This is a genomic window from Paenibacillus sp. Y916 (assembly GCF_056786435.1).
Genome location: NZ_JBXCJA010000002.1, coordinates 350,814 through 374,308, shown reverse-complemented (window position 1 = coordinate 374,308; position 23,495 = coordinate 350,814). Strand labels below are relative to the sequence as shown.

The following is a 23,495-nucleotide window of genomic DNA, read 5'->3' as shown; positions in this document are numbered from 1 at the left end:
ACTTGTGAAAATAGATTTCAATGATAGAATCATATATTATGATAGAACGTTTTAGAAAGGACGTGGAATGATGAGTTCAGAAAATTCTTTTGACATTGTATCCAAATTTGATTTGCAAGAAATGAATAATGCCATCACCCAAGCAGAGAAGGAGATCGCATCGAGGTTCGATTTCAAAGGGAGTAAGAGTAGTCTTAAATTAGATAAAGATGCTCTTGTGATTGCATCGGACGATGAATATAAATTGAATGCGGTTATCGATATTTTACAATCAAAGATGGTTAAACGAGGTTTGACGCTAAAGAATGTGGATTACGGTAAAATTGAACCTGCTTCTTTGGGGACTGTTCGGCAGAAGCTTACTTTAAAACAAGGTATCGATCAGGATAACGCCAAAAAGATCAATGTTCTGATTCGCGATTCGAAATTAAAAGTGAAAAGTCTGATCCAAGGAGATCAAATTCGTGTAACGGGTAAGAGCAAAAATGATTTGCAAGCGATCATGCAACTATTACTCAAAGCAGATCTTTCCCTAGACCTTCAGTTTACGAACGTTAAGTAAGAAGAATACTGCTTTTTGACACTGAATAATCCATATATTATACTGGAAAAGATTCATTAAGTAAGAATGGGTTATATCACTGGGGGAGCATGGATAATGACAGGGAGAGTCCAGAGTATACTATTGAACTCTGATTTATTATTGATGGATTATAATATGGTTTACAGGGAGGTCATCCTGTGAATTTACCGAATCGTATTACGGTAGCTAGAATTTGTCTAATTCCCGTTATGATGGTATTTTTATTAGTTGATTTTAGTTTTTATCCAGATCCAATCGTGTGGCGTTCTTACGAGTTGCCCTTTAACCAACTGGTTGCTGTTGTCATCTTTATTATTGCTGCCAGCACCGATGGGATTGACGGCTATCTCGCACGTAAGAGAAATTTGGTAACAGATCTAGGGAAGTTGCTTGATCCATTAGCAGATAAATTGCTTGTAGCAGCTATTCTGATTTCTTTAGTACAAATGGGGAAATGTGAGAGCTGGATTGTCATTATTATTATTAGTAGGGAATTTGCAGTGACAGGACTTCGTCAAATTGCTCTGCTCCAGGGTAAGGTTGTTGCAGCTAGTAGTTGGGGGAAGATTAAAACAGTTGTTCAGATCGTAGCGATTATAGCTATGCTAATTAACAATTTTCCTTTTGTTTTTATATCCCTTCCTTTTGACGTCATAGCGACTTGGGCTGCTGGCCTGATCACACTATACTCAGGGATTGATTATTTCGTTAAGAATAAAAAGATACTTAATTTGTCTAACAGCTAACAGCGTATATAATAAGTACTTTATTAGGGCAGTAGGATATTATCCTATTGTCTTTTCTTTCAAATTTTAGTAAAGGGTTCAGGCTGATTCGACACGAAGTGGAGGTTTTTCTGAAATGAAGGCAGAGATTATCGCAGTAGGAACAGAATTGTTGTTGGGACAGATTGTAAATACAAATGCCCAGTACCTGTCGCAAGAACTAGCTACATTAGGAATTGATGTGTATTTTCAAACCGTCGTTGGTGATAATTTAGCGAGGTTACAAGAATCGATTGCATTGGCGAGTCAGCGGGCGGACATTATTGTATTAACAGGTGGTATTGGTCCTACACAAGATGACCTAACTAAGGATGCACTGGCAGCATTACTAGGACGAGAATTACATATAGACCGGCTTGCTATGGATCATGTTGAGAATTTCTTCAATAGTCGCGGTGCGCATATGACCGAGAATAATCGGCGGCAGGCGACGGTAGTTGAAGGAAGTACACCCCTTGCTAACCCTACAGGACTTGCTGTTGGTAATGCCTTATCGCATGAGGGTAAGTACTATATTATTCTTCCTGGACCACCTAAGGAAATGGCCCCAATGTTCCATGAAGAGGCTAAGCCATGGTTATTGCGGCATGCTCTTACGAATGAAATGCCTATTTATTCTACTATGTTAAAGTTCGCTGGTATTGGTGAATCTGCTTTAGAGGAACGACTATTGGATTTAATTCAGAATCAAAGTGACCCGACGATTGCTCCTTATGCTAAAGAGGGAGAGGTTACGGTGCGGATTTCAACGAAGGCTCAAAGTGAGAAGGAAGCCAAGATCAAGTTGGACGCAACAGAAGAACAAATTCGCTCGTTACTTCCTAATCATTTATATGCGACTGAAGATATACCTATTGAGAAAGCAATTGTTGATCTAATGGCGGATCATAGGATGACACTAAGTGTAGCGGAGAGTTGTACTGGTGGACTTTTGATGGAGAGAATTACATCGGTACCTGGCAGTGCGACGATGTTCTTAGGTGGTATTGTATGCTATTCCAATCAGTTGAAAGAAAAATTACTGAACGTTCCTCATGATTTGTTGGATGGAGATGAGGCGCCTGGTGCTGTAAGTGCAGAGGTAGCACAAGTGCTTGCAGAACAAGTTAGAATGATTGCGGATACTAATTTTGGTTTATCGATTACTGGGGTAGCAGGTCCAGGGTACTCTGAGCGCAAACCGGTAGGTCTCGTATACATTGCACTTGCTGAACGTGGGAAGAAGACAGAGGTGCATGAGCTACGTTTAAGTGGAAATCGGGAGTCTATTCGGATTCGTACGGTCAAAAATCTATTGTATCGATTGTGGTTGAAAATTATGCAAAGCGATAAAATTCAGCAAGACAGTTGAATGATTGATATGGGTAGTAGTATACTAATCTCATAACGGAAGAACCGTAGCGAAATACGTATTTTGCTACGGTTCTTTTTCTATTGTATCGGACCCGTATCAAAAAGGAAGGAGTGTTGACCTGATTAAAAAACGAATGTATGTTCGAAAAAATGCTTGGCAAACGTTCTAAAACAAGGTATCATAATATTATAAATATTGAAGGATGTGAGTCAATTGTCAGATCGTCGTGCGGCGCTGGATGTAGCGCTTCGTCAAATAGAGAAACAATTCGGTAAAGGTTCCATTATGAAATTAGGTGAATCAACACACATGCAAGTGGGGGTTACTTCCAGCGGATCTTTAGCTTTGGATATTGCTCTTGGTGTGGGTGGATTTCCAAAAGGCCGTATTATTGAAGTGTATGGTCCAGAATCTTCTGGTAAGACGACTGTAGCTCTACATGCGATCGCTGAGGCTCAGAAGGTTGGTGGAACAGCGGCTTTCATTGATGCGGAACATGCGTTAGATCCTAAATATGCTGCTAATCTAGGTGTTAATATTGATGAACTGCTTCTATCGCAACCAGATACGGGAGAGCAAGCATTAGAAATTGTAGAAGCATTGGTGCGTAGTGGTGCAGTGGACATCATTGTCATTGACTCTGTTGCGGCCTTAGTACCAAAGGCAGAAATTGAAGGAGACATGGGCGATTCCCATATGGGTTTACAAGCCCGTCTGATGTCTCAGGCTTTGCGGAAGTTATCAGGGGTAATTAGTAAATCTAATACGACTGCGATCTTTATCAATCAGTTGCGCGAGAAGATCGGGGTTATGTTTGGTAATCCTGAGACGACTCCGGGTGGACGGGCCTTGAAGTTCTATTCCTCGATCCGTTTGGATGTACGTCGAGTAGAGAGTATTAAGAACGGAAACGACATTGTTGGTAATCGCACTAAGATTAAAGTCGTTAAGAACAAGGTAGCGCCACCATTTAAGCAGGCTGACGTTGATATGATGTATGGTTTAGGTATTTCCAAGGAAGGCGGCATTGTTGATATCGGTGTGGATATGGATATCATAAATAAGAGCGGTGCTTGGTTCTCCTATGAAGGTGAACGCTTAGGCCAAGGTCGAGAGAATGCGAAGCAATTCCTAAAGGATCATTCTGAGATATCAGACACTATTGAGAAGAGAATTCGGGAAGCTAGCAATTTAACGAATGTAGTGACTCCTCCAGATGCGAAAGAGAAAGAGGAAGATGAGTTGGAAGAGAAAGAACTGTTGGAAATGGAATAGGCTTGGTATTGTAGTGATCTAAGTTATTATGACATGAAGGGCGCCCGTAATATAATTACATGGGGTGCCTTTTGGTTTGTTTGGGGATGAATTTCTTAAGGAAGGGTGAGTAAGTGAACTCATGGATGACTTGAATAATGACGTTTATTGTGAAGAAGATGTAAGTAGTGCGATTTCCCATTTTCCTGCGGATCAAGAATTGCTCATTACGGGAGTGGAGCGTGAACCGAAGCAGAGATATAGGTACTTAATATCTTTCGGATCTTATGTTCTCTCGGTTCATGAAGATGTTATGATCAAGTATAGAATGGTGAAAGGGAATACTTTCTGGAAACATGAATTAGAAGAAATTGTACTGTCTAATGAGAAGCAAATAGCTTATGTTCATGCATTGAAATATTTAGAGAGAAAGTCACGTACTCGTAACGAAATACAGAAGAGACTTCAAGAGAAGGAAACCTCGCTTGAGGTCATTGGGGACGTGCTAGAGCGATTAAGTCGCGAAGGCTTAGTAAATGATGCTCTGTATGCTCAACAGTGGGCAGAGCAGCGGATTACGAGCCAGCGGAAGGGTAAAGCGTGGGTGAGACATGAGTTAAGGCAAAAGGGTATAGATAAAACACTTATTACGGAAGCGCTTGAAGGGATAAGTCCTGAACAAGAATATGAGAGTGCACTTGTTCTTGGTAGAAAGAAGTGGAGTCAGACCAAAGGTGAGACGTTAGATAAGAAACGCAAGGTAGGATCTTATCTGATGCGGCGCGGTTTCTCGGGTGAGCAAGTTAGACGTGTGCTGAATGTAGTGATACAAGAAGAGGATTTACAAGATGTGGATGATGATTATGTATTCGAATAAATAAGAATATATGGGATTACGACGCATTCCCTTGACAATATCTTTTCACAAATACTAAAATGAAAAAGAGTCTATATTCGCATAGGGAATCTTTTTCCTTCCAAAAGAGGTTCTTTCTATGAAAAATATTGATTTTGCTAGTTCCTATGAATGAATTTAACGCCAGTGGTTGGCGGACATTGTACATGGTTAGTACGTACAGTATGTTAGTAGTAATAGCAGGTTCGTAGTATGATGGCATGAGTTAATGAATAACAACTGTAGAAAATTCCAAGGATTCCTTGGAGGAACAAACGAGGAGGGTGAACAGAATGATAGAAACCTGGATTTGGGTCTTGATCGTTCTCTTCGTAGCCGTAATCTTTGGGTTCGTAGGTTTTTTTATTCGAAAGTCTATTGCAGAAGCTAAGATTTCCAGTGCTGAAGAAGCTGCCGTTCAAATCGTGGAGAGCGCGAAGAAGGAAGCAGAAGCAGTGAAGAAAGAAACGGTACTAGAAGCTAAGGATGAAGTCCATAGAATTCGGTCCGAAGCTGAAAAGGAAACTCGTGAACGCCGTAATGAAATTCAACGGCAAGAACGTAGATTGTTGCAAAAAGAAGAATCATTGGATAAAAAAATGGATGCATCAGAACGTAAAGAAGAGCAAGTGGCCAACAAAGAGAAACGAATTGAAGAAACTCAACAACAAATTGATATGATTTACATGAGTCAAGTAACAGAATTAGAACGAATCTCAAATTTAACTACTGAGGAAGCGAAGGGAATTATTCTAACCAATGTAGAGCATGAGGTACGTCACGAAACAGCGCAAATGATTAAAGATATTGAGAGCCAAGCCAAGGAAGAAGCAGATAAGAAATCGCGTGAGATTATTACTCTAGCTATCCAGCGCTGTGCTGCTGATCATGTAGCGGAAACAACAGTTTCTGTTGTAACACTACCAAATGAGGAAATGAAGGGACGAATTATTGGACGAGAAGGTCGTAATATTCGTGCTCTTGAAACACTTACTGGTATTGATCTTATTATCGATGATACGCCAGAAGCTGTTATTCTTTCAGGATTTGATCCAATCCGTCGTGAAATTGCCCGTACAGCGCTAGAAAAATTGGTTGCTGATGGACGAATTCATCCTGCACGTATTGAGGAAATGGTGGAGAAATCTCGTAAAGAAGTAGATGAACGGATTCGTGAGTATGGTGAACAAGCGACCTTCGAGGTAGGTGTTCATGGATTACATCCTGACCTTATTAAGATTATGGGTCGGTTGAAATTCCGTACAAGCTATGGTCAGAACGTTCTGAAGCACTCGATGGAGGTAGCTTATCTAGCAGGATTAATGGCAGGAGAGCTTGGGGTAGACATCGTATTGGCGAAACGTGCCGGATTATTACATGATATCGGTAAAGCGCTGGATCATGAAGTGGAAGGATCACATGTCGAAATTGGCGTGGAACTAGCGAAGAAATACAAGGAACATCCAGTGGTTATCAACAGTATTGCTTCTCACCATGGAGATGTCGAAGCAACTTCGGTCATCGCTATGTTGGTTGGTGCAGCAGATGCTTTGTCAGCTGCCAGACCGGGAGCGCGTAGAGAGACATTGGAGACTTACATTAAGCGTCTTGAGAAGTTGGAAGAAATCGCTGAGTCATTTGAAGGTGTTGAGAAATCATTTGCGATCCAAGCGGGTCGCGAAGTGCGCGTGATGGTTCACCCTGAGAAAATTGATGATGCGGAATCATTCCGACTAGCACGTGATATTACGAAGATGATTGAGAATGAACTGGATTATCCAGGACATATTAAGGTAACGGTCATTCGAGAAACTCGTGCGGTTGAATACGCCAAATAATAGTAAATATGAAAAGTGGCCACATTGGGGCCACTTTTCATATTGTTTGTATTGAAGGAGGAGAAATGATATTAACGTTTTATTTATTGGAGATATTGTAGGTGAAGTTGGTAGAAAGGCACTTAAAGCTATGTTGCCCGTATTGAAAGCGAAATACAACCCACATATTATTATTGCGAATGGTGAGAATTCTGCTGCTGGTCGTGGAATTACAGAAGCCATTGCGAATGAATTCTATAATTGGGGTGTTCATGGGATTACTATGGGTAATCATACGTGGGACAATAAAGATATATTTGAATTTATTGACGATGAACCAAGAATGATACGTCCAGCCAATTTTCCGCCGGGGACACCAGGGCGTGGATATACGGTTATTAAAGCAAACGGAAAAGAACTGGCGATCGTTAATTTACAAGGTCGTACGTTTCTTCCGGCTATTGATTGCCCTTTTCGTAAAAGCGATGAAATTGTCGAAGAGCTACGCAAACAACATAAATGTATCTTAGTCGATTTTCACGCAGAAGCAACTTCTGAGAAAATAGCGATGGGATGGAATCTAGATGGTCGTGTGTCGCTTGTAGTGGGTACACATACGCATGTTCAGAGTAATGATGATACTATTCTTCCAGGTGGAACGGCTTATCTTACGGATGCAGGTATGGTTGGGCCGAGAGAAGGGATTCTCGGAATGGAGCGAGGAGCCGTACTTCGTAAATTTGAAACACAGCTTCCAGTACGTTTCGTAGTAGATACAGGGAAGTGGCATTTCCATGGCGTCTTTGTCCAAATAGATGAGTCTACAGGAAATGCTCTGAAAATTGAGAAGATTCGTTTGCAAGAAGACGAATGGATAATGAGTTAATACGTTTATTAAAAATAAGTCATGATTTCTACTTTCCTGAATAATAATTAGTATGTGGATATGAGCCATCATCATTCCCAGGGGAGGATCAACTTATGGATGTATTAAAAGTTTCAGCTAAGTCCAATCCTAACTCGGTTGCGGGAGCTCTTGCTGGTGTTCTTCGTGAACGCGGAGTTGCAGAACTACAGGCGATTGGAGCCGGTGCTTTGAACCAAGCTGTAAAAGCAGTAGCAATTGCCCGGGGATTTGTTGCACCTAGTGGAGTTGATTTAATCTGTATTCCGGCCTTTACAGATATTGTGATTGATGGAGAAGACCGCACGGCGATGAAATTAATTGTTGAGCCAAGATGAGTTTCTTTTTTTATATGCCTTAATTCTGTTTACCTGCATAGAAGGTTGAACTTACCCAAGTGGTGAAGTTTATCTTTAGCTAAGGTAAACAGTTTTTTTGTTAGGAAGGGGGTTGTTACATAGATGAGATCGGTGATAGATTTCCATTGTGATGTACTTAGCAAAATGACAGATGATATTTCGATCACTTTTATGAATGATAGTCAATTGGATGTGACCTATGAACGATTACAATCTGGGGGAGTTACTCTTCAATGTTTCGCTATTTACTTACTGGAAAAGTGGGGGCAGCCTCGATTTGAATATATATTGAAAGGCATAGATGTATTTCGAAATAAAGTTCTTACAACGGGTACTGGGATGCAGTGGCTCCGTTTTAAAGAAGATATGAACCAATTGGCGAATTCCAAGACATGGGGAATGCTATCTATTGAGGGAGCAGATGGACTTGAGGGGAATATGTTCAATGTTAGAACTGCATATGAGTTAGGGGTTAGATTCCTTGGACTGACATGGAATTATGCGAATTGGGCAGCAGATGGCGTTCTTGAAGAAAGGAATGGAGGGTTTACGAAGAAAGGAAGACAACTTATTGAATTATGCAATGAGATTGGATTGCTACTGGATGTGTCCCATTTGTCACAGGCAGGGTTTTGGGAGTTGACCGAATTAACGGAGAGACCTTTCATTGCATCGCATTCTAATGCATATGCTATATGTCCAAATGTACGAAATTTGCATGACGAACAGATCCGAGCGATGGTTTCTATAGATGGGAGAATTGGATTAACGTTTGTACCTTGGTTCGTTAAGAGTGGAAATGGTGAAGTAACTCTTAGAGACATCATTCCGCACATCGAGCATATGTGTGAGCTTGGAGCAGAGAAGCATCTGATGTTCGGATCTGATTTCGATGGGATTGATACGTGGATCACAGATTTAGAGCATCCAGGCAAGTATCCAAGTCTGATTGAGTTACTGTTGAAGTATTATACGGAGGAACAAGTTGATTCGTGGTTATCAGGGAATGCTATAAGTTACTTGGAGAATAATCTACCTAGTAAATCGGCTGAATAGCAGAGCGAAAGAGGTCAGGCATACCCAATAAGCTTGAACATTATGACAAACTTGTTTCAAAAACCGAAATGATGTCGAATGTAGGTCACAATTTAGAGTGATTCCTTTTTATTTTGAACACAAAAGCTGTATAATGGATGTTGATGTTGGTAGAAAGAGATGTTAGAGAAAAAATAAGGAGTGGATTTTGTATGAGTAAATCAGTACCAGTAGGTGTTTCTGCAAGACATATTCACCTCACACAAGAACATGTTGAAGTATTATTTGGACAAGGATACCAATTAACCGAGTTCAAGCCGTTGTCGCAACCAGGGCAATTTGCAGCAAATGAAACGGTAGCTGTCATTGGATCTAAAGGTCAATTTGATAAAGTGAGAATTTTGGGGCCAGCACGTCCAGCCTCACAATTGGAAATTTCTCGTACAGACTCTTTCGCTATTGGTGTAAAAGCACCTGTTCGTGAGTCTGGCAATATTGAAGGCACACCAGGAGTAACACTTAAAGGTCCTGCTGGAGAAGTAACACTTGAAGAAGGCGTAATTGTTGCTGCACGTCATATCCATTTTCACACTTCTGATGCACAGGCTTGGGGAATTCAAGATAAGCAATTGCTAAAGGTACGTTTAGGTGGAGAACGTGGATTGGTTCTTGAGAATGTCGTAGCTCGTGTTTCTGATTCTTTCGCTTTGGACATGCATATTGATACAGATGAAGCTAACGCTGCAGGTGCCAATAACGGAGATACAGCAGAAATTATTGACTAGTTGCTATTGATATAGTTGGAATTGAATAATCAACGAATTTCTAAATAATGAGTTTGATCGAAGCGGGAGAGTTGTTCTCCTGCTTTTTTTTGTTGTTTACGATAAGGGATCTATCTATGGTGGGGGACATAAGTCTATGGGATAGTTGTAGAAAAGTCACTTAATTTAAGGAGAATCGTGGAGTGGAGTGATTTAGTTGTATAAAGGTCAGTTAAAATAGGAGGAAAGCTGAAATATGAAGGTTTCCAGCGAATTAGATACCCTCTGTGCAACTAAATTTAGTATTTGGAGAATGCGCCCGAATTTAGATGTGCTTTATGCAACTGCGGTGATCAGGGAGGCAGAAGATCGTGATGTTGGTGTTGGTTTGGTGATTGAAGAGGAAGGTTTTCTTGCACATTGTGATGATGGATTAGGTCGGGGTATTGTGGTATAATTTCTTATTGATATGTTCAAAAAAATATAAATAAATATGTGTGAATTGTGAATATTAAAGATAAATAAGAGGACGTGAAATAATTGACTAAGGATAACCAAAACTCACCGGACTTAAAATCCGGCAAGGGTTCGAAGGATTACTCCAAGTACTTTGATTTCTCTGATGCTAAAGTGCTATCAGAAGATGAGTTTGGGAAGAGAATTCGAATTAGAGGTCGAGAAATTAATATCATGTCAGAGCCCAATCATAGACAAGAGAAACAACGTGGTAAAGAAGATGTTCAGGTGTTGTACGGGAATGCTGTTCCAGACGAGCTGAGAGGCATCGGTAAGGATAAGCACTATATTATCTATACATTTGGCTGCCAAATGAATGAACACGATACAGAGACCATGAAAGGGCTCTTAGAAGAGATGGGTTATCGCAGTACGGAGGATCGGAAGGTCGCAGATATTATTTTACTTAATACATGTGCTATTCGGGAGAACGCTGAGGATAAAGTATTTGGTGAACTCGGTCATCTTATGCATCTGAAGACAGAGAAGCCAGATCTCTTACTTGGTGTCTGTGGTTGTATGGCTCAAGAAGAGAATGTGGTCAATCGTATTTTGCAAAAGCATGGTTTCGTCGATTTGATCTTCGGAACACATAATATTCATAGATTGCCGCATTTGATTAAGGAAGCGCTATTCAGTAAAGAGTTAGTTGTTGATGTATGGTCTAAGGAAGGCGACATTATTGAGAACCTACCGAAGAAGCGGGAAGGTATGAAAGCATGGGTAAACATTATGTATGGTTGTGATAAGTTCTGTACCTATTGCATCGTTCCATTCACCCGTGGTAAAGAGCGTAGTCGCCGACCAGAAGATGTTATCGCAGAGGTAAGAGATCTTGCACGCCAAGGATTCAAAGAAGTGACATTGCTTGGACAGAATGTGAATGCTTACGGTAAAGATTTCACGGATATTACGTATAGCTTCGCTAATCTAATGGATGATATGCGTTTGATTGATATTCCACGTGTTCGGTTCACAACTTCTCACCCAAGAGACTTCGATGATGAGTTGGTGCATGTGCTTGCCAAAGGCGGTAATCTGGTAGAGCATATTCATCTACCTGTTCAATCTGGAAGCTCGGAAATTCTGAAGAAAATGAGTCGTAAATATTCCCGTGATCGCTATATGGAGTTAGCACAAAAAATAAAAAAGGCGATTCCCAATGTAGGATTAACGACGGATATTATTGTTGGTTTCCCAGGAGAAACGGATGAGCAATTTGAAGAAACGATGACGTTGGTCAATGAGATTGGATTCGACTCAGCCTTCACCTTTATTTATTCTCCCCGAGAAGGGACACCTGCAGCTATAATGGAGGATAATATTCCAATGGAAGTGAAGAAGGAACGTTTACAACGTCTTAATCAGGCCATTGTGGATAACAGTCGTAAGAGCACTGAGAAGATGCAAGGAAAGATCGTGGAAGTGCTCGTTGAAGGTGAAAGTAAGAATAATGAGGCGGTTCTAGCAGGTAGAACACGTAGTAATAGGCTAGTTCACTTTGAAGGTGGCAAAGACTTGATTGGAACGCTAGTGAATGTGGAAATAAGTGAAGTGAAAACATGGTATATTAAAGGCGAGATTGTAACAGAGTCTGTAGCTGTGAATTTATAGATAAGGGGTGGTCTATGTGTCACAAGAACAAGGCAAGCTTAATGAGCATGGAATGTTGACCTATGATACGCGAGACTTGGTTATCCAAGAAGAGGTTATGATTAAAGCGAAAGAATTAGCGAACTTGTTATCTAGTAGTGAAGAAGTGAAGCATTTCCAACAAGCAGAAATGAAAATTAATAACCATGAACGTGTACAAGAATTGATCACTATCATCAAGAAGAAGCAAAAAGAAATTGTTGCTTTTGAATCTTTTAGAAATAAAGAGATGGTGGCCAAGATTGAAGCGGAAATTGAAGTTCTCCAAGATGAGATCGATGGTATACCCGTTGTAGTGGAATTTCAGCAAAGTCAAAGTGATATAAATTATTTACTGCAGTTGGTCATTTCTGTCATTCATGATACGGTATCCGAAAAAGTGAATGTTGAAGTGGGGACAGATGCTCCTCCAACGAATTGTGGTTAAGTATGGACAAGGCTGCGGATAGCTATCCGCGCCTTTTTGCTGAAAGATAAGAACATATAAGTCGTGCGGAGCGTGTGCCTTAAAGTGGCATGAAGTGTCGCTAGCATCGGAAGCATAAGCTTTTTGAAAAAGGGCGGCATAGCCGTTTCTACTTGTTGGATAAAATAGATAGATAGACATATTTAGGAGGATTAGCATGGAGGGACTAGACAGCATGATTGCCAAGGGGAAAGATACCTTTTGGGGATTTCTTGGTTGTGAATTCATTTCTGGAGATAGTAAGGAAGTGAAGATTGCATTGGATATTAAGGAGCATCATATGAATTCGCTCGGTATAGTCCATGGGGGAGTGCTTAGCTCCTTGATGGATCAGGCCATGGGTATGGTTGCAACAGCTGCCAAAAATGTAGATGCTTGTGTGACGACGAATATGAATATACATTTTGTTGCCCCGATGAAGCAAGGACTCCTCACTGTAACTGCCATAGTTATTCATGAAGCGGGACGTAGCTTAACGACTGAAGCACGTGTTCATGATAGTGAAGGAACATTAGGATGTGTATCGACAGCTAGCTTCAGAGTCGTAGGCATCAAGAAATAAAGTGAAAACAAGTCATAACACTTGACAAACACTATTAATGGATCATAATGATAATATCAAATAGAATATTATGTGGTGATGACGATGAATGAAGATAATAGTAAACAAGAAACGTACAATGCTAAGAAATATCGCACGCCAGATGGAGTTCCAGCGGATATTGTCATGTTTACACTAACGAAGCGGGAACGTAAGACGGTTACGAAGACCTTACCGATTCGTGAACTGAAGGTGATGTTAATTCGTCGTAAGTCTTGGCCCTTTGCGGGTAAATGGGCGTTACCTGGTGGGTTCTGTAGAGAAAGTGAATCCATCTATGATGCGGCAAAGCGAGAGTTGAAGGAAGAGACGGGCGTGGACGGCGGACATCTAGAGTATTTGGGTGTTTACAGTAAGCCAGGTAGAGATCCGCGTGGTTGGATTATTAGCAATGCCTTCTTTGCACTCGTAGAAGAATGGATGCTGGAGCAGAAACAAGCGGCGGATGATGCGGAAGAAGTGGGGATGTTCGGAATTCAAGAAGCGCTCGAAGAGTTGGAGTTAGCATTCGATCATCGTGAGATTATTCGAGACGCCTATATAAGAATTCAGCAGAAGATGTTGCAGACGACGATTGCTAAGCAGTTCTTGCCGAAGCATTTCACCCTGAGTGAACTGTATCAAGTGATTCAGACGGTTGTGCCAGAGTTCAAAGAGCCTAATTTTATTCGGAAAATCACTTCAACACGCAGTAGGCAGGGTCTACTGGAAGAAGTGAAAGATGAAGCGGGCAAGAAACTTAGCTCTAATCAATATTCACAGCGTTCCGCACAATTGTACATGTTTATGGATGATGTTCCTTTATTATCAATTTATACGTAATACCAATATGTAATGATTGGGGAGTGAGAATGATGAAAGCATTACTCGTCATTGATTATACCTATGATTTCGTAGAAGGTAATCTTCCAGTGGGGCAGCCTGCTATTGATCTTCAAGACACTATTGTTGCGCTCACACAAAAGTATGTAGATCAAGATGACTTCGTCGTAATGGCTGTTGATCTTCATGAGAAGAATGATTCTTATCATCCGGAGACGGCTTTATTCCCAGCACATAATATTCGTGGTACGCACGGACGAGAATTGTACGGTAATTTGGCGGATGTCTATAACAGAAACGAACAATCTATCTATTGGATGGATAAGAGTAGATATAGCGCTTTTTGTGGGACGAATCTTGATATATTACTTAAAGAACGAGGAATTACAGAAGTTCATTTGGTAGGTGTGTGTACGGACATTTGTATTCTTCATACCGCTGTAGATGCATACAACAAGGGATATGGAATTACCGTGTTTGAGGATGCTGTAGCTAGCTTTAATCCGCACGGACATGAATGGGCACTAGAGCATTTTAAAGGTAGTCTGGGAGCTCAAGTAATTAGAAGTTCGAATTAGTAGTGCTTTTCTTCTGACAATGAAGTTGATGAGCTGCAAGACAACAAGGGGGAATACATCATGCATACGGAAGATCTTGCGCTGCATACCGATAAATATCAGATTAATATGATGTATGCGCATTGGCACTTAGGTACACATGAGAATAGAGCCGTATTTGAAGCCTATTTCCGAAAGCTTCCATTTGGAAATGGATATGCTGTATTTGCAGGTTTAGAACGAATTGTTCAATATGTTAACCATCTTCGATTTACGGAAGAGGATATACAATACCTTGCAGAACAAGAAGAGAATTATGATTCTGCATTTCTGGATGAATTGCGTAAGTTTCGCTTCGAAGGAACGATTCATTCTATGAAAGAAGGAACATTAGTATTTCCTGATGAACCGTTGATTCGTGTTGAAGGTAGAATGATGGAGGCGCAATTAGTAGAAACAGCTCTTCTTAATTTCATGAACTTTCAGACACTTATCGCAACCAAAGCATCGCGAATTAAACAAGTTGCAGGTCAGGATACTTTACTTGAATTCGGTACACGCCGTGCACAGGAAGCGGATGCGGCGGTATGGGGTGCTCGAGCTGCATATGTTGGAGGTTTTCATGCAACATCCAATATGTTGGCAGGCAAAAAGTTTGGCATTCCTACTAAAGGAACTCATGCACATTCGTGGGTACAGAGCTTTGAAAGTGAGCAAGAGTCTTTTGACGCCTACGCCAAGGTCATGCCTGATTTAGTGACTTTACTAGTAGATACTTACGATACGCTGAAGAGTGGTATTCCACATGCGATTCAGACGGGTAAATATTTAGCATCTATTGGGAAGAGCTTGTCTGCCATTCGCTTAGATAGTGGGGACTTAGCATATCTTTCGATTCAAGCTCGTAAAATGTTAGATGAAGCGGGCTTATCTCATGTAAAAATTGTTGCTTCAAATGATTTAGATGAGAATACGATTCTTAACCTTAAAGCACAGGGAGCACGGATTGATATTTGGGGCGTTGGAACGCAGCTGATCACAGCGGCGGATCAACCAGCATTAGGCGGTGTGTACAAACTCGTCGAACGTAATGTGGGTGGCATCATGAAGCCAACTTTGAAAATCTCGGCTAACCCTGAGAAGGTATCTACACCTGGCAAGAAAGACGTATATCGCATTATTGACCGTATAAGTGGTAAGGCTCTAGCGGATTATATTTGTTTCCCAGAAGAGGATCAGCCGCGTGATGGCGGTCCGATCAAGTTATTCAATCCTCAGCATTCTTATCTACAAAAGAAGATACGGAACTATGAAGCTATTCCTATGCTAGAGCCCGTATTTGTGGATGGTGTTCAAGTATATGAATTACCGACGCTTGATATGATTCGCAGCCACCATAAGGAACAGCTAAATCTCTTCTGGCCGGAATATTTGCGGAAAATGAATCCGGAAATATATCGTACGAATATTAGTGAGACCGTATGGGAATTGAAGAAATCTATCATGGCTCAACATATGCAAGAAGAAGATATATAATAATATAAGGTATAACCGATAGCATGTTAGAGATCCCACAGGATCTCTGACATGCTTTTTTTATAAATATAAGAAAGTATAAGTTTCACTTGAATCAATTTCATAATCGCCGATGCAGCTAAATCGGGTTGCGTAATTATGAAATTGATTCTTGATACTCTAATTCTTATATTTCGGCAGAGACGGGTACCGTCCTCGAAAAAGGACGGCATAGCCGTTTCTGCTTGTGTGGAGAAGCCACTGAAGTCATACGGATGTCCTCAATTATTTCTCGGGAAAGCGCAGGAATTGGCAAAATGTATCGCTGTTCGACATGTCACGGAGTGAAAACGCATACATCATATTTATCTAAATATGATTTTTTTCATATCTAAAATTTGTAATAACTCGTTAAATGAGAGGATAACAGTAGAGAAGATATCCTGAAAGGGGTTATGTCGGTGGAACATCTGCCAAAAGTAAATGAGTTGGGTTTCTTTGAAATAAGACTGGAGTCCATTGGGGGCCTTGGGGCAAATTTGGCTGGTAAAATGCTGGCTGAGGCTGGTGTTGAAGGTGCTGGTCTGAATGGGGTGAGTTTCTCGTCCTATGGTTCTGAGAAGAAGGGATCACATGTTAAAGCGCATATTCGTTTTTGTGATCTGAATACACCTATACGTGACACATCACCCGTAGAACGACCACATGTTGTGAGTGTTTTTCATGAAGCTCTAGCTAAAACGGTTAACGTTGTTAGTGGAATTTATGCAGATAGTATAGTCCTTATCAATTCTCAGAAGACACCTGAGCGATTAAAGAATGCTATGAATATGCTTGGAGGCACGGTTGCTGTTATTGATGCAACAGGTATTGCGCTAGCGGAGAAGAATCGAGTCAATATGGCGATGCTTGGAGCGATGTTTCGATTATGTCCTTTTCTTGATCCCGATACGATGAAAGACGTCATTCGCAAATCCCTTGGGACGAAATATCCTCAGAGTGTAGCATCCGCATTGAATACGTTCGAACGTGGATTTAACGAAGTAATCATTCAGGAATTCCCACTAGAAGAAGGATTGTCAATGCCGGAATTTGTACGTGCAGATACATCTGTTCTTGGATATGAGACGCAGCCAATGGGAGGACTCATTACGAATCCTGGGAATAGCATACTGAAGAACCTGAGTATTTCACGCGCTGGAATGATGCCTCATTTCGTGCTAGAGGATTGTATACATTGTGCCCAGTGCGATACGGTATGTCCCGACTTATGCTTCGTGTGGGAAGAACAGCCTGATAAAAAAGGAAGACCACAAATGTTCCTTAAAGGGATCGACTATCAGTATTGTAAAGGTTGTCTGAAATGTATAGAGGCTTGTCCAACGGATGCTCTCTCAAGCATGTTTGAAGAAGACGGGGTAGCAGATGCTCAGACCGTTAAACATATTTTTGACTTAGTATAAATGATTGGTGAAAGGCGGGAAGTTGTTATGGCTGTTATTGATGAAAAAGAAGTAGATACATCTTCTAAGGTCGAGCAAATATATGTCTATGAATCTGGGAATGAAATGGCTGCTTATGCTGCACATCAAATTAATTATCATGTGATGGGATATTTTCCAATCTCCCCCTCAACCGAGGTAGCACAGTATTTAGATTTGATGAAAGCGGATGGGCAACATGATATTAAATTGATCCCGTCAGATGGTGAACACAGTTCCGCAGGTATATGTTTCGGAGCCTCAACGGCGGGCGGTCGCGTGTTTAACGCAACAAGTGCAAATGGTTATATGTTTATGTTAGAACAGATGCCTGTGCAGTCTGGTACACGATTTCCTATGGTTATGAATCTGGTGTGCAGATCGGTCTCAGGTCCGTTGAATATTCATGGTGATCATTCGGACCTATATTTCGCATTGAATACAGGCTGGCCTATCCTGATGTGTCGTGATCCCCAGTCTGTCTATGATATGAACCTCATCGCGCTCAAACTAGCTGAACACAAAGATGTCCGTCTGCCAGTGCTGATTGCTTCTGATGGATACTTCACGTCACACCAGAAGCGTCGTGTTCAAGTGTTGGCGCATCAGAAGGACGTTCATAAGTTTGTAGGGGAAAAGCCACCAGAAGGGTTCCCCAATACGTTAGATCGTGACAATCCTATTACGGTGGGACCGTATATGAATGAACCGGATTATATTAATAATAAATATCAGCAATCCCAAGCAATGTACAATGCTGGAGACGTATTTGAGGTTATTGCTAGTGAATATAAGGAATTAACAGGTCGAAATTACGAAATGCTAGATATGTATCGTATGGAGGATGCAGAAGTAGCCGTATTTCTTATGAATTCGGCTTCTGAAATTATCAAAGATGTGGTAGACCAACTTCGTAGTCAAGGGATCAAGGCAGGTTCAATCGCTCCGAATATGATCCGACCGTTCCCTCAGAAGCAAATTGCTGAAGCATTACAACATGTTAAGGCAATTACGGTGGGTGATCGTGCAGATTCATATGGAGCACATGGCGGAAATATGGTGCTTGAAATCAAAGCTGCCCTATTCACACATGGTAACACAACAACACAGGTGATCAGTCGGATATATGGTTTGGGAGGCAAAGAGTTCTACTCCGAGGACGGGCATCATTTGTTCAAGTTAGCTATTGAGGCAGTGGAGAAGGGGACGGTAGAAGTTCCTTTTGATTATTATGGTCATACTGAAGGAGAAGCATCTAAAGCTCCTCAGCGTGTTCTCAAGCCGATGAGGTTCGAAGACTTGAAGACAGGCTTAATTACGGTGAAGAAGGATGAAGTGACTGGGAAATTAAGTGTACGAATTCCACCGTTACGCGCGCTTACGAAGAAGCCGAAACGCTTAGCTCCGGGTCATGGCGCTTGTCCAGGGTGCGGGATATTCTCGGGTCTGGAGACGTTCTTCAAGGGAATTGAAGGGGATATCGTTGCACTGTATCATACAGGGTGTGCTATGGTTACGACTACGGGATTCCCTTACTCTGCACATAAAGCGACGTATATCCACAATCTGTTCCAGAATGGTGCTGCGACATTATCAGGTGTTGTAGAAATGTTCTGGGAACGCAAGCGGCGAGGTGAATTAGATCATCTAGGTTTGCAAGATGACTTCACGTTTGTTATGGTCACAGGTGATGGAGGGATGGATATTGGTATGGGGCCTGCCATTGGTGCAGCAATGCGGAACCATAAGATGATTATTATCGAGTATGATAATGAAGGGTATATGAATACTGGGGCACAGCAGTCCTATTCAACACCTATTGGAAACCGTACTTCCACATCCAACCTAGGAACGGAGCAACAAGGGAAAACAACGCAACATAAAGATACAGCTCAAATTATGGCAGCAACGAATATTCCGTACGTATTTACGGGTTCGGAGGCATTCCCTCAAGATTTGGTGAAGAAAGCGGCGAAAGCCCAATACTACGCGCAGAACGAAGGATTAGTATATGGAAAAATACTGATTGCATGTCCTTTGAACTGGTTATCTAATGACAATGAGGGTGCTATCATTGTGAATGAAGCTGTAGATACTTGTTTCTTCCCATTGTATGAGGTAGAACATGGATGTACAAACATCACTTATAATCCAGAAGATAAGAATAAAAAGGTTGAGCTTCGCGAATGGCTGAAATGGATGGGGAAAACACGCCATTTACTTAAGCCAGAGAATGAAACTACGTATGAGAGTTTCCAAAATGAGGTTAATAGACGCTGGAATGTATTGAAGGCTAAGCATGAGAATCCTTATTTATAAGCTTATTTAGAAATGAAAAAGGCATTTTTCCTTAGCAGGGGAGATGTCTTTTTTGAATGCTGGCTTGGAGAAGGTTACAATGAAGAGACTAGTGAATACGATTAATAATTTAGATAATTAAGGAAGGGAATGATGACTTAAATGAACAGTTTTCAAGCATTTATGATTCGTAAAGATGATCAAGGGTTTCGAAGTGGTGTAGAGACACTTAATATAGATCAACTACCAGAAGGTGACGTAACCGTTGAGGTAGAGTATTCCAGTGTTAACTATAAGGATGGTTTAGCCAATTCACCGGAGGGGAGGATAGTCAAATCGTATCCTTTTATTCCGGGCATTGATCTAGCTGGAACCGTTGTTGAGTCAAATGACCCACGCTTTCAGTCAGGTGATGTTGTTCTATGTACAGGATACGGGCTTGGTGAAGCACATTTCGGTGGGTATAGTCGCTTGGCAAGGGTAAGTGGTGATTGGCTCGTCTCGTTACCAAAGGGCTTGAATTCAAGAGAGGCGATGGGACTGGGAACGGCTGGGTTTACGGCTGCATTGTCTGTGGAACGTCTTATTCATAATGGTCTTACACCGGAGCGCGGACCTGTATTAGTTACAGGGGCAACGGGTGGTGTGGGTAGTGTAGCTGTGAATATACTAGCTCAGCTTGGATTCGAAGTTGTGGCAAGTACAGGGAAAGTAGATACTCAGAGTGAGTGGTTACAACAATTGGGAGCTACTTCCGTCGTTAGCCGAGAAGATATTATTGCACCGACCAAAGGAGTTCTTGCAAAAGAGCGCTGGGCAGGTGTAGTTGATCCTGTTGGAGGATCTCATTTAGCAGGGCTTTTGAAGACAGTCCAATACGGTGGAGGAGTGGCACTTTCAGGATTAACTGGCGGTGGTTCTTTTGAAAGTACAGTCTATCCATTTATACTACGAGGAATACAATTGCTCGGTATCGATTCCGTCTATTGTCCAATGGAACATAGACAGGCGATTTGGACTAAATTAGGCGCAGCGTGGAAGCCCGTTAAGGTACTTGATGGGGGAATAACGGAAATTTCATTGAATGAATTACCTGGTGTACTAGAGACTATACTGCAAGGTGGAGCAGTCGGACGTACCATAGTGAAGCTAGATTAGGACATTTATTGTAGCGGGTTAGCTTTTGGAAATAGGAAGTGAAACTAGCAGAGTGTGGGGACTGGTAATAGCTCCCGTGCTCTGTTTTTTGTCGTTGAATAATCGTTGCCTGTAAACAGTTTGGCTTACTTAAAAATAAATAATGTTAAAATAAATGGAACATTTAGAGTCTAACGAACGTTTAAGTGGTAATGAGAGTATAAGCTTAAGTTGTAGTTCAGACTTGAAGTTGAGATAAAATGTGCAAAGGAGAGAAATTCATGAGAAAAATTCTAACCGCATTTGCAGTTGTTAGCATGTTAAGTGTTGGTTCAATAGCAAATGCCGCTGATTCAATTCCTATATATATAAACAATGATATAATTCCAAACAGTTTAGCGCCAATAGTAGAGCAAGGGAGAGTACTTGTTCCCATTCGAGTTGTGTCAGAGGCATTAGGTGCCAAAGTAGAATGGGATCAAAAGGACAACAAGGTGACTATTCGTAAATGGGCTGAAAGTGTCATACTTACGATCGGTAAGAATACTGCTTCCGTCGATGGGAAGCCCAATCAATCCGGTGTGATTTCATTAGATGTGTCTGCTAAATTGGAGAATAATCGAGTGTTTGTCCCTTTACGATTTCTATCAGAATTATATGGGTATAGGGTAGATTGGGATGGCAAGGCAGTAACGATTAGTTCACCTCTAAATGATAAGGAACGGAAGATTCTTTATGAAGGTTCGCTACAAGAAGCTCGGAAGCTAGCGATGGACAAGACCTACACCTCAATTGTACATTATGAGCAAAGGCCATTAGAGGTAAAGTATGTATATGAAGATTATGATAGCACGTTTATATTCCCTGAGGGTGAAGCCCTTCGCTTCTATGTGATTACAGGCGATACAGTTTTATTGTATGAATTTAAAGAGGATTTCCCAATGGTGACTTGGCAAGCGCATATTCAAAAAGGAAATAACCTAGAAAACTTCTTGGATCATAAATTGTTTGATATAAGAGGAACGGAAATGATAATAAATAAAAAGTTATTATATTACAAATATAGTATTTTTGGAGATAGCAGCAGAGAAATAAGTGGTAGCATTGATGAAGATAATACAATTACGCAACTGGGCTTCGAACATATTATTGGTGGTGGGGTATTCGAGAAAGAGGGGAAGATTTCATTAGAGTTATCTAATGAAATACGAAAGGAAGTAGTGAATAGTGTACAATAGTTGAGCAAGTTACGGACGCAAGAAAGGCAGTGCTCTGAATAGTTAATGTGATTAAATATGGCCACTTGCATGAGGGGCTTCACATATAGTAAACTCGGCTGATAGAGATGGAAACGAGTTGGAGGAGAAAGAAGTATGAATCAGAATCAAGTGGCAGATCGGGTTACACCTATTTATATATTGTCTGGATTTCTGGGGAGCGGGAAGACGACATTGTTGCAGCGCATGGTAACTCATTGGCAGGAGCAGGGGCTGCGACCTGCTGTGATCATGAATGAGATTGGCGATGTGAACTTGGAAGGTGCACTGATTGAAGAGACGATCCCCATGACTGAAATGCTCAGTGGATGTATCTGCTGTACCATTCGAGGTGATCTAAGTCTAGAAATATCTAATTTGATTAAGCAAGAATCACCTGATGTGATCGTCATAGAGGCGACAGGAATTGCAAATCCGATGGAAATCTTGGATGGAGTAACGGAAGCTGCACTTTATATGAAAATAGATCTAAAGAGCGTCATTACCGTCGTGGATGCCGTACATTTATTGGAACTATATGAGATTCAGAAAGGCAAGACTTATCGCCTTATGCAAGAGCAGATTCGCTGTGCATCTTATTTGATCCTTAATAAAGTTGACCGTGTAAGTGAAGAAGATCAAGAGAAGCTAGCGACTATTATATCTAGTTGGAACGAGTATGCCCCGATTATTCCAGCTGTACGTTGTGATGTGGACTGGGTTCCATTGTTCGGACAAGATGTTCAACCTAGACAGTGGAAGAGCGACAAATCACATGAAGTTGATCAAGGCAAGGGAGATGACCATAGTCATGATGGACATGATCACTCACATCACTCCCATGATCATGTTATGGTGTATACGCATTATTTCGCGGGTCCAATTGATAGTCAGGGTTTCGAAAAATTAGTGAATCATTTACCACGTGAAGTATATCGCGCAAAAGGAATTATGACATTTAGTGATACAACCAGCCGATTTTTATTTCAATATGCATTTAGAGAATCGGACTTTTTGAAGATTAATCCTCAAGGAGTTGTACCCGATGTCGTTGTATTCATAGGTGAGCATTTCTCTCAAGCTGAATTGAAGAATGCCTTGGAAGAGCTTGAGCAGAAGGGTTAATACTTATTAGAATTTGAAGGAGAATGATTCAGTTATATCGTGTTGCAACTTAACGGTGACCGATGTATACTGTGGTATATTGAACGTCTTTGAACGGGAGAGTAATGGGAGTGACCGATATTGTAGCGAGCCGGAATTGGTGAAAGCCGGCATATTGGACTCTGATGAAGCGCACCCGGGAGATGGCTATTCCAACGTCATGAAGATCGTCTTTTGAACAACTTCTTTTATGATCAGTAGAATAGTCCGATTGATCTTCGTTATAGGTCATCAAGCGGAACAACTCTGGAGAGGAATACACCTCTGTCTGAGGGTTCA

The 23,495-nt window shown here is 41.2% G+C and carries 22 protein-coding genes and 1 other annotated feature (1 of these 23 only partly in view); all 22 genes read left to right on the top strand.

Annotated elements, in window-relative coordinates:
- The first annotated feature begins 70 nt into the window (after positions 1-70).
- The 22 genes from AC1TO9_RS05860 to AC1TO9_RS05755 all read left to right on the top strand — a co-directional run bounded on the left by AC1TO9_RS05860 (position 71) and on the right by AC1TO9_RS05755 (position 23,177).
- On the top strand, positions 71-562 hold the full coding sequence (locus AC1TO9_RS05860) for a YajQ family cyclic di-GMP-binding protein (RefSeq protein ID WP_482054478.1): 492 nt from the start codon (positions 71-73) through the stop codon (positions 560-562).
- 179 nt (positions 563-741) lie between these two features.
- The gene (gene pgsA / locus AC1TO9_RS05855) at positions 742-1,329 is read left to right on the top strand and encodes a CDP-diacylglycerol--glycerol-3-phosphate 3-phosphatidyltransferase (RefSeq protein WP_482053870.1); all 588 of its coding nucleotides are present in this window, start codon (positions 742-744) and stop codon (positions 1,327-1,329) included.
- 115 nt (positions 1,330-1,444) lie between these two features.
- Positions 1,445-2,719, top strand: coding sequence for a competence/damage-inducible protein A (locus tag AC1TO9_RS05850; protein WP_482053869.1), 1,275 nt, complete (start codon positions 1,445-1,447; stop codon positions 2,717-2,719).
- 216 nt (positions 2,720-2,935) lie between these two features.
- Complete coding sequence (gene recA, locus AC1TO9_RS05845; protein WP_482053868.1) at positions 2,936-3,997, top strand: recombinase RecA; 1,062 nt, start codon at positions 2,936-2,938, stop codon at positions 3,995-3,997.
- Between the two features lie 121 nt (positions 3,998-4,118).
- Positions 4,119-4,853: a regulatory protein RecX gene (locus AC1TO9_RS05840; protein ID WP_482053867.1), complete on the top strand. Its 735-nt coding sequence runs from the start codon at positions 4,119-4,121 to the stop codon at positions 4,851-4,853.
- Positions 4,854-5,164: 311 nt separating this feature from the next.
- Positions 5,165-6,709, top strand: a complete 1,545-nt coding sequence (gene rny / locus AC1TO9_RS05835; RefSeq protein WP_482053866.1) for a ribonuclease Y — start codon at positions 5,165-5,167, stop codon at positions 6,707-6,709.
- 70 nt (positions 6,710-6,779) lie between these two features.
- Positions 6,780-7,574, top strand: a complete 795-nt coding sequence (locus AC1TO9_RS05830; RefSeq protein WP_482054477.1) for a TIGR00282 family metallophosphoesterase — start codon at positions 6,780-6,782, stop codon at positions 7,572-7,574.
- A gap of 95 nt (positions 7,575-7,669) precedes the next feature.
- Complete coding sequence (locus AC1TO9_RS05825) at positions 7,670-7,930, top strand: stage V sporulation protein S (protein WP_068655598.1); 261 nt, start codon at positions 7,670-7,672, stop codon at positions 7,928-7,930.
- A gap of 123 nt (positions 7,931-8,053) precedes the next feature.
- A complete protein-coding gene (locus tag AC1TO9_RS05820; RefSeq protein WP_482058631.1) occupies positions 8,054-9,007 on the top strand; it encodes a dipeptidase in 954 nt (317 codons plus the stop codon).
- Positions 9,008-9,198: 191 nt separating this feature from the next.
- Complete coding sequence (gene pduL / locus AC1TO9_RS05815; protein ID WP_482053864.1) at positions 9,199-9,771, top strand: phosphate propanoyltransferase; 573 nt, start codon at positions 9,199-9,201, stop codon at positions 9,769-9,771.
- 235 nt (positions 9,772-10,006) lie between these two features.
- On the top strand, positions 10,007-10,207 hold the full coding sequence (locus AC1TO9_RS05810; protein ID WP_482058630.1) for a hypothetical protein: 201 nt from the start codon (positions 10,007-10,009) through the stop codon (positions 10,205-10,207).
- Between the two features lie 83 nt (positions 10,208-10,290).
- Positions 10,291-11,880 carry a tRNA (N6-isopentenyl adenosine(37)-C2)-methylthiotransferase MiaB gene (gene miaB / locus AC1TO9_RS05805; protein ID WP_482053862.1) on the top strand — a complete coding sequence of 530 codons (1,590 nt, stop codon included), beginning with the start codon at positions 10,291-10,293 and terminating at the stop codon, positions 11,878-11,880.
- A gap of 52 nt (positions 11,881-11,932) precedes the next feature.
- Positions 11,933-12,346, top strand: coding sequence for a YlbF/YmcA family competence regulator (locus AC1TO9_RS05800; RefSeq protein WP_482054476.1), 414 nt, complete (start codon positions 11,933-11,935; stop codon positions 12,344-12,346).
- A 196-nt stretch (positions 12,347-12,542) separates the two neighbouring features.
- Positions 12,543-12,947 carry a PaaI family thioesterase gene (locus AC1TO9_RS05795; protein WP_482053861.1) on the top strand — a complete coding sequence of 135 codons (405 nt, stop codon included), beginning with the start codon at positions 12,543-12,545 and terminating at the stop codon, positions 12,945-12,947.
- A gap of 84 nt (positions 12,948-13,031) precedes the next feature.
- Positions 13,032-13,808: an NUDIX domain-containing protein gene (locus tag AC1TO9_RS05790; RefSeq protein WP_482058629.1), complete on the top strand. Its 777-nt coding sequence runs from the start codon at positions 13,032-13,034 to the stop codon at positions 13,806-13,808.
- Positions 13,809-13,840: 32 nt separating this feature from the next.
- Entirely contained in the window at positions 13,841-14,386 is a 546-nt protein-coding gene (locus AC1TO9_RS05785; protein ID WP_482054475.1) for a cysteine hydrolase family protein, read from the top strand.
- A 60-nt stretch (positions 14,387-14,446) separates the two neighbouring features.
- Positions 14,447-15,901: a nicotinate phosphoribosyltransferase gene (locus tag AC1TO9_RS05780; protein WP_482053859.1), complete on the top strand. Its 1,455-nt coding sequence runs from the start codon at positions 14,447-14,449 to the stop codon at positions 15,899-15,901.
- A gap of 440 nt (positions 15,902-16,341) precedes the next feature.
- Positions 16,342-17,343 carry a 2-oxoacid:acceptor oxidoreductase family protein gene (locus AC1TO9_RS05775; protein WP_482053858.1) on the top strand — a complete coding sequence of 334 codons (1,002 nt, stop codon included), beginning with the start codon at positions 16,342-16,344 and terminating at the stop codon, positions 17,341-17,343.
- 27 nt (positions 17,344-17,370) lie between these two features.
- Positions 17,371-19,680, top strand: coding sequence for a thiamine pyrophosphate-dependent enzyme (locus AC1TO9_RS05770; RefSeq protein ID WP_482058628.1), 2,310 nt, complete (start codon positions 17,371-17,373; stop codon positions 19,678-19,680).
- A 162-nt stretch (positions 19,681-19,842) separates the two neighbouring features.
- Positions 19,843-20,817, top strand: coding sequence for an acrylyl-CoA reductase family protein (locus tag AC1TO9_RS05765; RefSeq protein WP_482058627.1), 975 nt, complete (start codon positions 19,843-19,845; stop codon positions 20,815-20,817).
- 260 nt (positions 20,818-21,077) lie between these two features.
- A complete protein-coding gene (locus AC1TO9_RS05760; RefSeq protein WP_482058626.1) occupies positions 21,078-22,034 on the top strand; it encodes a copper amine oxidase N-terminal domain-containing protein in 957 nt (318 codons plus the stop codon).
- Positions 22,035-22,169: 135 nt separating this feature from the next.
- On the top strand, positions 22,170-23,177 hold the full coding sequence (locus tag AC1TO9_RS05755) for a CobW family GTP-binding protein (RefSeq protein ID WP_482058625.1): 1,008 nt from the start codon (positions 22,170-22,172) through the stop codon (positions 23,175-23,177).
- A gap of 80 nt (positions 23,178-23,257) precedes the next feature.
- Positions 23,258-23,495, top strand: a binding site (T-box leader) (it continues 41 nt past the right edge of the window).